Source organism: Lactobacillus sp. N54.MGS-719 (assembly GCF_000980505.1).
GTDB classification, from domain to species: domain Bacteria; phylum Bacillota; class Bacilli; order Lactobacillales; family Lactobacillaceae; genus Lactobacillus; species Lactobacillus amylovorus.
The window spans coordinates 1-8,577 of the sequence record NZ_LARO01000058.1; the positions used below are offsets into that span (position 1 = coordinate 1).

The window sequence follows — 8,577 nt, forward strand, 5'->3', positions numbered from 1 at the left end:
TCAGGTTCAGGACACCTTAGAATCCTACTTTGATTAAATAAATAATTAAAAAATCAATTTACGAGAAAGATCTATTTACACAAAAGATTTGACAGTTTCCAAATTGAAGTTAAAAGTACCACTGATAAAGTAAGTAATAAATTTAGTTTTATTATGACTGAAAATGAAAGACAACATGCATTATCTCTTTCTAATTATTGGATTTATCGAGTATTTGATGTAAAAAAGCAACCTATTATTTACAAGATAAAAAATCCTTTGAAGGATAACTTGGCCGAGATAATTCCTGTAAAGTATCAGGTTAATGTGAAAATAAAAAAATAAAAATAGCATTCCCATTTTAGTTAATGGGGATGCTATTGTTTAACGACGTTGTAAAGTCATTGTCCATGTATCAACACGAAATTTTAATTTAGATCCACTACGATAGACATTACTTTCTTCACCACCTGGACAACAGAACCAAAGATTTTTTCCACCTCGCCAAGCTAAATAGTAATGTGTAGATGGTTTCATTCTCATGTTCAAAGCATTAGAACCATGATAAGTAGTCATTGGATGCTTTGACAGATATTCACCACAAATAGTATGTTTAGTGATATTTATCCATTGCCATTTGTGTTTTTTATTCTGCCAATGTCCACGATAACGTGCAGGTATGGTATAACGATGAAGCCGAGTTGCTTCAACCTTTTTATTATTAAGACCGTTGTTGAATATAGTGATAAAACTAATAGCTGCGAGTATGCTTAAAACTACAGTAATAATTTTTCTCTTCATTTTTAAATGTCTTACTTCTTATCCTTAAAATTAATCACCTTAGAAGGATCAATTTTAGTTCTACGCTTATCCTTTTTCGCTATCTCAGAATCAATTTTAGGAAAGAGAGCATTCCAGAATTCCGTAACAGCATCATTTTCATATTTTTCTTTGGGATCTTCTTTCGTATGACCGTTCTCATCAACGGCTTGTGGACCTTTGTACTTATCTTGTTCAGCCTTAGCCAACATTGCCGTTGCAAAACTATTAACTTTAATCTGTTTTCGCGGTTTATTCTTTGGTCGTTTATTTTTATCAGGTAAGTCTGTTACTTTTTTCATGAGTTCTCCTTAAAATATAATATAATCTTGAATCAATCATTTGATGAAAGGTATCAACCTGTCATTTTAGTAAAAATATGTATAATAAGAGGCACTGCATTTAAGTGGTGCCTTTTTGCTTAAGCAAATTATCTAGGATTTACATCGTGAGCATATTCTTTTAGTTCCAACAAGCTGTATTTTTTCCCGAAGATGGTGTGTTTGTCGGGAACCAAACGATAGGAGTTCTTCAATCTCTTCATAAACTTGTTAGTGAATAATTTTTTCTTTTGCCCATAAAGCGTATGTTGATTCAGCCATTGTTCTGCTTGATTTCTTGATAGATATTTCATGAAATCTTCCTTTCTGTTATTCAGAGTGCAAGTACTTTGGCTGTACCTCTATACACCACTATTGTAGTTCTTTGAGTATTGAATGTATAAAAATTTATAGAGGGCATAAAGATAGACTATATTCATAAGAAAAACCAAAATAAGAATTAAAGGTATATATTTTACGAGGTAAAATTATGAAACTCAATAAAAAATCATCTTAGTTTCAGCTGCAACTTTAATGGCATTGAGTCCAGCTATCGCTTTGACTCAAAACAATGAGCCGGTTCTTGCAGCTAGCAAGAAAGCAACCAAAAAAACAATTAAAACTAGTACAAATGGTATCACGCTTTATAACAAAAAGGGTAATTTTTATACTGGCAAGACAAAAGTTAAGAGTAATAGCACAATTAAGACTTATGGCAATTCAGTTTGGATTACTAGTCGCATTTCACTTCTGTCAAGCGATAGTTTTCCAATAATCAGAATTAATAATGGTCAAAATTACGTGTGGCTTGGTGACAATGGTTATATTAAGTCTAATTGCTTAGGCAGTATTAGCAACAAGGGTGTAATTAATATTGCTCGTAAAGGTTACGTTTATGACAAAAACGGCAAGCGTTTGAAATCATATCGTGGTGGCAAGGCAACTGTAACTCGTAATCAAAAGATTAAATATGCTGGCAAATTGACAGAAACTTCACGTGAACTTTACTATTACGTTGGCAGCGGTGCTTATGTTAAGGCACTGAATGTAAGTAAAATCAATGGTCAATATGTCTTCACAAAGCAACTAACTTATGTAGTTCCACGTGCTGATATGTACGTTTTGAACAAAGATTTAAAGGAAACTTCTAAAGTTGTTCGTGCTGGTAGCAAAGTTAAGATTGATCAGGTTTTGATCGATACTGACTACACTGACCCACAATTGTACGTCAGAATAGCTGGCACCAAGGATCAATTCTTGTACTGGACTGATGCAGGTGATTATCCAGATGAAGATGAGGGTAATTTTAGCTTTAGATTCTTCATGGATGATAATCATAATTTTGCGGAATCAACTCAATCGTTGGTTACTTTTAAACAAGGCCTAGAAAAGACTACACCACTTTACAATGATCAAGGTCAGTTAGTTGATTTAGGTGGCAAATATTTGGAAAAGGCAGCTCGTGGCAACTTTTTGCCTGAGAACAATTATCAGGTTGATTATGCTCGGTACATTTGGGTACCTAGTGAAAAGAAAGCAGAACTTTTCTATCACTTAATTGGTACTACTTTTTCAATGCGTGATCCACATAGTAAATATGAATACACTTGGGTTAAGCAAAATATTGGTAGTGTTTATGTAAAGGCAAGTGATGTTACTTTCAAAGGTTTAAAAGTTAAGACTCAAAATACTGCAGAAGAGGCTACCAAGTTAGCTGAAAAGTAGAAAAATATTGAAGCGCTGTCGTTTGACGGTGCTTTTTATGTCAATAAAAAATTCTAAAATATTTATTGACAATAGCTAAAAGAAAGATTAATATAACATTAAATTTATTTAAGAAAGGAGTCACATATCATGTTAGAATCACAAATCGCATTAACAGTAGAATTACGACGCCGCCACCAAAATGATGGTTTATTTGTGATCCTAAATTATGGTGTGCGGCGATCCTAATCTCAGATAATTGATTTACTAATTATTATATGAAGGTTCACATTCCTTAATTGGGATGTGGGCCTTTTTTATTTTTTAGAAAAGAGAAACAACTATGAAAGCTATTAAATTTATCAGTACTACCGGTTTACTTATTGGTGCAGCTTTAAGTTTAACTGCATGTGGTCAAAATAATAAGAATGCAGCCAAGACTGCGAATAAGTTTCCTGAACAAACCCCACAAAAAACAGCAAAACAGGGTGGGACTTTAACCTATGCTATTGAAACTGATACTACTTTTAAAGGGATTTTTGATAGTCAGTTATCAGTTGATCAAGTGGATTCAGACGTAATGCAATTTGGTAATGAGGCTTTGTTCGATACTGATAATCAATATAAGATTACTAATAAAGGCCCAGCTACTTTTAAATTAGACAAGAAAGCCAAGACAGTAACAATTACTGTTAAGAAAGGAGTTAAGTGGTCCGATGGCAAGCAAGTGGTTGCTAAGGATTTGGAATATCCATATGAAATGACTGCCAATAAAGCTACCAACAGTCTACGGTACTCAGATTCTCTAGCTAATATCGTGGGAATGAAAGCCTATCACAATGGCAAAGCGAAAACTATTTCAGGCATAACTTATCCTGATGGTGAAAATGGCAGAACTATTGTCATTCACTTCTTAGCAATGAAACCAGGGATGCTGCAATCTGGTAATGATTATTTTATTGAAACAGCAGCTCCATACCATTATTTAAAGGATGTACCTTTCAGTAAATTAGTTTCATCAGATCAAATCAGAAAAGATCCATTATTCTTTGGACCATATAAAGTTAGCAAAGTTGTCAGAGGTCAGTCAGTAACTTGGGTTCCCAATAAATATTATTGGAGAGGCAAACCAAAGTTGAATAAGATTGTGGCGCAAGTTGTTTCGACTAAATCAGCCAGTCAAGCAATTAAGAGTCACAAGTTTGATATTGCAGATGTAGTTAACTCTGATTGGCAAGCAGTCAAGAATGTCATGGATAAGAATGCCAAGATGAACAATAAATCTTTGCGTCAGGCAATTGCCTATGCCATGAATATTAATCAAGTTGAAAAGAGATACACGCAAGGTTTGACTTTCATAGTGCCAACTTTGATTCCTGCTCAATTTGGCGATTACTTCGATAAGAATGCTAAAGGCTTTCCATACAATTTAAAGAAAGCCAACCAATTATTGGCTAAAGCTGGCTACAAGAAGAAAGGTAAATGGCGGGTTCAACCTAATGGCAAGCCTTTGAGTATTCACTTGGCCGCAATGACAGGTTCCGCAGTGCAAGAGCCGATTATTCAGAATTATATTCAACAGTGGCATAAAATCGGCTTGCATGTCAGCTTAACTGGTGGCAGATTAATTGAGTTCAATTCCTTCTACGACAAACTGGACCACGATGATAAAAATGTCGATATGTTTATGGCAGCTTGGTCATTGTCATCAGAGCCTTCACCAAGAGGGATGTACAGCGAAACTAACCCAATGAATGACTCTAGATTCGTTACCAAGGAAAACAATAAATTGCTTGATGAAATTGATTCTACTAAGGCATTCAATCACAAGTACCGGGTAGCAGCTTTTCATAAATGGCAACAATATATGAACGATGAAGCTTATATTGTGCCAATGACTAATTCATATTCAATTCAGGCAGTCAATAATAAGATTGTGAACTACTCGTTAAAACCAGCAGCTGCAAATAGTGTTTGGTACAAAGTAGGCTTTAGTAAGTAGTTAATTTCTTAACGTTAAAGATGGTGTTCGTTTGAATTATGAGACTGGTAATAGTCGAATAGAATAAAAAGAAAATGATTCAATACCACTCAAGGTACTGAATCATTTTTAATTTGCAATCAAAATTTTCCAAAGTGAACTGCTAGTGTACCAGTTCTGGGGCTGAATAGCCGCTAAGCTAGCTACAATGATGAAGATGCCACCAATGGCAATAGATAAGGCAAAGATGTAATTAACCATGGTGAACTGCGAACTTTCATTAATAGATTGGCGCAAAATATGGATAGCAAGCGCAACTAAAATCATCCCTATTGAGATACCGATTTGGTAAAAAACATACATCAACTTTTCCCCAGTCTTTTTAAATCTGTTAAATATTATATGATTTTTTTGAATAATAAACAAAAATTAAAGTTAAATTTGACTTATATTAATAAGTCTATTATTATTCACACATAAAGTATGATGTTTCATGAATGAGAGGTATATAAATGAACTGGACCATTATACAGCAGGCATTGCCAGCATATGGGCATGGCTTCGTTCTTACTGTTTGGCTCTCATTGGTTGGGATTATTGGCTCAATCATTGTTGGAGTCATTGCAAGTTTGCTGCAATACTTTAAGACCCCGATCTTAAGTCAGATTGCAACAGCTTATGTCGAATTGGCACGCAATACACCGCTTTTAATTCAACTTTTCTTTTTGTATTATGCATTTCCAGTAATTGGTTGGCGAATGTCATCAATTACTGCCGGAATTATCGGTTTGATTTTCCTTGGGGGAGGCTACATGGCTGAAGGGTTCACCGGTGGCTTCCAAGGGGTAACGGATAGTCAAATCAATTCTGGCGAAGCTTTAGGAATGAATCGCTTTCAATTAGCAAGATACATTGTGTTCCCGCAAGGATTTGCCTTAAGTATGCCAGCTTTGGCAGCTAATGTGATTTTTCTTATTAAGGAAACATCTATTTTTACAGTGATTGCAATTCCTGAATTGACTAATACGGCATTGGATTTGATCGGAATGTATTACCGGTCTAATGAATATTTATTAATGTTGGTTATCGGCTATGCAATTATTATGATTCCAGTAATTTTACTTTTAAACTGGCTAGAAAGGAAAGTTCGTTATGGCGCATTCGGGGATTAATGTCTTATTCAGCGGTAGCAACTTTGATCGGCTATTAGTTGGTTTATGGACCTCTATTTGGATTGCTGCTTTGTCAATTATCATTGGATTGCTTATTGGAACTATATTCGGTGTTCTCCGGACAATGCCGAATAAAATAATTCGTTGCATTTTAAGAGTCTACATGGAGATCTTTAGGATTTTACCTAGTGTAGTTCTACTTTATTTGGTTTATTATATTTTGCCTCGTAGCTTGCATATTAATTGGCCGGGTACTTGGATGGCAGTCTTAGCTTTTTCGCTTTGGGTAGCAGCAGAGTTCAGCGATATTGTTCGTGGGGCTTTGCAATCCGTGCCATTAGCTCAGAAGGAAAGTGGCTTGGCATTGGGTTTGAGTAAGACGCAGCTTTTCTTGTATGTTTTGTTACCTCAAGCATTCAAGTTAGAGTTACCAGCTACGATCAACTTAGCAACAAGAGTAATTAAAACAACTTCTATTTTAATGTTGATCAGTGTAATGGATGTTATCAATGTGGGACAACAAATTATTGAAGCAAATAATCAAAAATTCCCAACAGGTGTTTTCTGGGTTTATGGTTTGATTTTCTTCTTTTACTTTATCCTGGATTATCCTTTATCAGTATGGGCAAAGAGTTTAATGGCAAAGCAAAAATAGGTGAGAAAAATGACTGAAGAAATTTTAAAAGTGGAACATCTAAACAAGTTTTATGGTGACTGGCAAGCACTTCACGATATTAGCTTTAATTTGAAAAAGGGTGAAGTTTTGGCGATTCTGGGTCCCTCAGGTTCAGGTAAATCAACACTCTTAAGAACACTGAATGGTTTGGAAAATTATAAAAATGGTGAGATTGTCTTTCATGGTAAAAAGGTCCAGTCCTCTCCAAAAGAATGGCAAGCTATTCGACAAAAGATTGGCATGGTTTTTCAATCATATGATCTTTTTCCAAACCTAACAGTAATGCAAAATATTCTTTTGGCACCTACAAAGGTCCAAAAACGGGATCGAGCAGAAGTAGAACAAGAAGCGCATCATTTGTTAAAACGGGTAAATATGGATCAATATGCTGACACGTATCCTCGAGAATTATCTGGTGGTCAACAACAAAGAGTGGCAATTGTCCGTACTTTGGCTATGAAGCCTGAAGTTATTCTACTTGATGAAATTACTGCATCTCTTGACCCTGAAATGGTTCGTGGTATTGAAGATATTGTTAAAAAACTTTCAGAAAATGATCATATGACAATGATTTTAGTTACTCACCAAATGAACTTTGCTAAACGTGTCGCTGATCAAGTCCTCTTTTTGGAAAAAGGCAGGATTATTGAGAAAACTCCTTGTGAACAGTTCTTTACTGAACCACAATCTGAAAGAGCTCAGCAATTCCTCACTGATATGGACTTCTAGGGGGATGAAACTATGAGTGGACGAAAGATATTCAACACTATTATTAGTGTAATTGCCGCTGTCGTAGTGTTAGCTTCAGCTTATATGGGTTTAACTAAACCATATCTAGCTCGTTCTGCTGGTGGTGGCGGTTGGAGTAACAATAATAGTGTGACCCAAATTAAGCGTCGAGGTTATATTCGAATTGGTGTTTATGGCGACTTACCACCATATGGTTGGGTTAACTCTCAAGGTAAACGGGTTGGTTTTGATTTGCGACTTGCACGAGAATTAGCTAAAGAATTAGGTGTGAAACCACGATTTACCCAACTTAACGGAAATAACCGGGTTGACGCATTGAATTCTGATAAAGTAGATATGGTCTTAGCCAACTTTACCAAGACTCCAGAAAGAGCAGAAGTAGTAGATTTTGCCCATCCTTACATGAAAGTATCAACTGGTGTCGTTTCACCTAAGAGTCACCCGATTACCAGTGAAAAGCAATTGCGAGGAAAACAATTGATTCTTTTGAAAGGATCAACGGGTGAAAATTACTTTGCTAAGCGTCCTGGAATAAAGCTTTTACGTTTTGATTCAGAAACCCAGCAATTTAATGCAATGAAAAATAAGCGAGGAGCTGCATTAGCTGATGATAACTCCTACTTATATGCCTGGATTAAAAAGAATCCGCAATATGTAGTCGGAATTAGATCAATTGGTCCTCACCAATTTATTGCACCTGCTGTTAAGAAGGGTAACAAATCTTTATTGAAGTGGACTAATAAACAAATCAATCGTTTGACTGCTGAAGGTTTCTTCAAGAAAGATTACCAAATTGAACTTAAACCATACTTTGGTAAAGGAATTGTGCCTAGCGACATTTTATTAAAGTAAATCAAAAATGAAAAGAGAAGTAATTCAAAGTTGGAATTACTTCTCTTTATTCTATGCCAAAGTATTTTTTAGCTGCGTCGCTCATACGGTCCGGCGACCAAACCGGATACCAGACAAATTCTACGTCAACATTTTTAACTTCCTCGACTTGTCCAACTTCTTTTCAAAGATTTCATCTGGGGTATGATATGCTAAGATCTTTCTCGGCAGTGAATTGCACCAGGTTTCAATGTTAATGATGTCTTGAAGATGTCGTTCCAGTGCTCGCTGTATTGTTTTTGAAGCGTTCTAAAAGCATGCATGACACTGGCAGCGGTCTTATCG

General features: G+C 35.6%; 11 protein-coding genes and 2 pseudogenes. 7 read left to right on the top strand and 6 right to left on the bottom strand.

Annotated elements, in window-relative coordinates; genetic code table 11:
- Window positions 1-153 precede the first annotated feature (153 nt).
- On the top strand, window positions 154-324 hold the full coding sequence (locus tag WS44_RS10120; RefSeq protein ID WP_288145723.1) for a hypothetical protein: 171 nt from the start codon (window positions 154-156) through the stop codon (window positions 322-324).
- Between the two features lie 39 nt (window positions 325-363).
- Here the strand turns inward: WS44_RS10120 and WS44_RS08265 are convergent, their stop codons facing one another.
- The 3 genes from WS44_RS08265 to WS44_RS08275 form a co-directional block, all read right to left on the bottom strand.
- Window positions 364-780: a hypothetical protein gene (locus tag WS44_RS08265; protein ID WP_046434000.1), complete on the bottom strand. Its 417-nt coding sequence runs from the start codon at window positions 778-780 to the stop codon at window positions 364-366.
- An 11-nt stretch (window positions 781-791) separates the two neighbouring features.
- A complete protein-coding gene (locus WS44_RS08270; protein WP_014566022.1) occupies window positions 792-1,100 on the bottom strand; it encodes a hypothetical protein in 309 nt (102 codons plus the stop codon).
- A 128-nt stretch (window positions 1,101-1,228) separates the two neighbouring features.
- Window positions 1,229-1,432 carry a hypothetical protein gene (locus tag WS44_RS08275; protein ID WP_014566021.1) on the bottom strand — a complete coding sequence of 68 codons (204 nt, stop codon included), beginning with the start codon at window positions 1,430-1,432 and terminating at the stop codon, window positions 1,229-1,231.
- 220 nt (window positions 1,433-1,652) lie between these two features.
- On the opposite strand from WS44_RS08275, the gene WS44_RS10125 reads away from it, so the two are divergent.
- Both WS44_RS10125 and WS44_RS08285 read left to right on the top strand, forming a co-directional pair.
- Complete coding sequence (locus WS44_RS10125) at window positions 1,653-2,843, top strand: SLAP domain-containing protein (RefSeq protein WP_288145724.1); 1,191 nt, start codon at window positions 1,653-1,655, stop codon at window positions 2,841-2,843.
- A gap of 322 nt (window positions 2,844-3,165) precedes the next feature.
- Window positions 3,166-4,824 (top strand): oligopeptide ABC transporter substrate-binding protein, encoded by a 1,659-nt coding sequence (locus WS44_RS08285; RefSeq protein ID WP_046434001.1) that lies wholly within the window; start codon window positions 3,166-3,168, stop codon window positions 4,822-4,824.
- Window positions 4,825-4,932: 108 nt separating this feature from the next.
- Here WS44_RS08285 and WS44_RS08290 read toward each other — a convergent pair whose 3' ends face one another.
- Window positions 4,933-5,166 (bottom strand): hypothetical protein, encoded by a 234-nt coding sequence (locus WS44_RS08290; protein WP_013438316.1) that lies wholly within the window; start codon window positions 5,164-5,166, stop codon window positions 4,933-4,935.
- A 149-nt stretch (window positions 5,167-5,315) separates the two neighbouring features.
- Here WS44_RS08290 and WS44_RS08295 point away from each other — a divergent pair, with 149 nt between their 5' ends.
- Genes WS44_RS08295 through WS44_RS08310 form a run of 4 tightly spaced genes read left to right on the top strand, consistent with a single transcriptional unit; the run spans window position 5,316 to window position 8,253 of the window.
- Complete coding sequence (locus WS44_RS08295; RefSeq protein ID WP_046434002.1) at window positions 5,316-5,975, top strand: amino acid ABC transporter permease; 660 nt, start codon at window positions 5,316-5,318, stop codon at window positions 5,973-5,975.
- Complete coding sequence (locus WS44_RS08300) at window positions 5,956-6,630, top strand: amino acid ABC transporter permease (protein ID WP_014566016.1); 675 nt, start codon at window positions 5,956-5,958, stop codon at window positions 6,628-6,630. Before WS44_RS08295 ends, WS44_RS08300 begins: the two co-directional genes overlap by 20 nt.
- 9 nt (window positions 6,631-6,639) lie before the next feature.
- Window positions 6,640-7,380, top strand: coding sequence for an amino acid ABC transporter ATP-binding protein (locus WS44_RS08305; protein WP_013642224.1), 741 nt, complete (start codon window positions 6,640-6,642; stop codon window positions 7,378-7,380).
- A gap of 12 nt (window positions 7,381-7,392) precedes the next feature.
- Entirely contained in the window at window positions 7,393-8,253 is an 861-nt protein-coding gene (locus WS44_RS08310) for a transporter substrate-binding domain-containing protein (protein ID WP_013438312.1), read from the top strand.
- 46 nt (window positions 8,254-8,299) lie between these two features.
- Here the strand turns inward: WS44_RS08310 and WS44_RS10290 are convergent.
- Together WS44_RS10290 and WS44_RS10130 are read right to left on the bottom strand one after the other, a co-directional pair.
- Window positions 8,300-8,410, bottom strand: a pseudogene (locus WS44_RS10290) (DNA methyltransferase); the annotation flags it as partial.
- Window positions 8,374-8,577, bottom strand: a pseudogene (locus WS44_RS10130) (hypothetical protein); the annotation flags it as partial. The pseudogenes WS44_RS10130 and WS44_RS10290, both read right to left, overlap by 37 nt.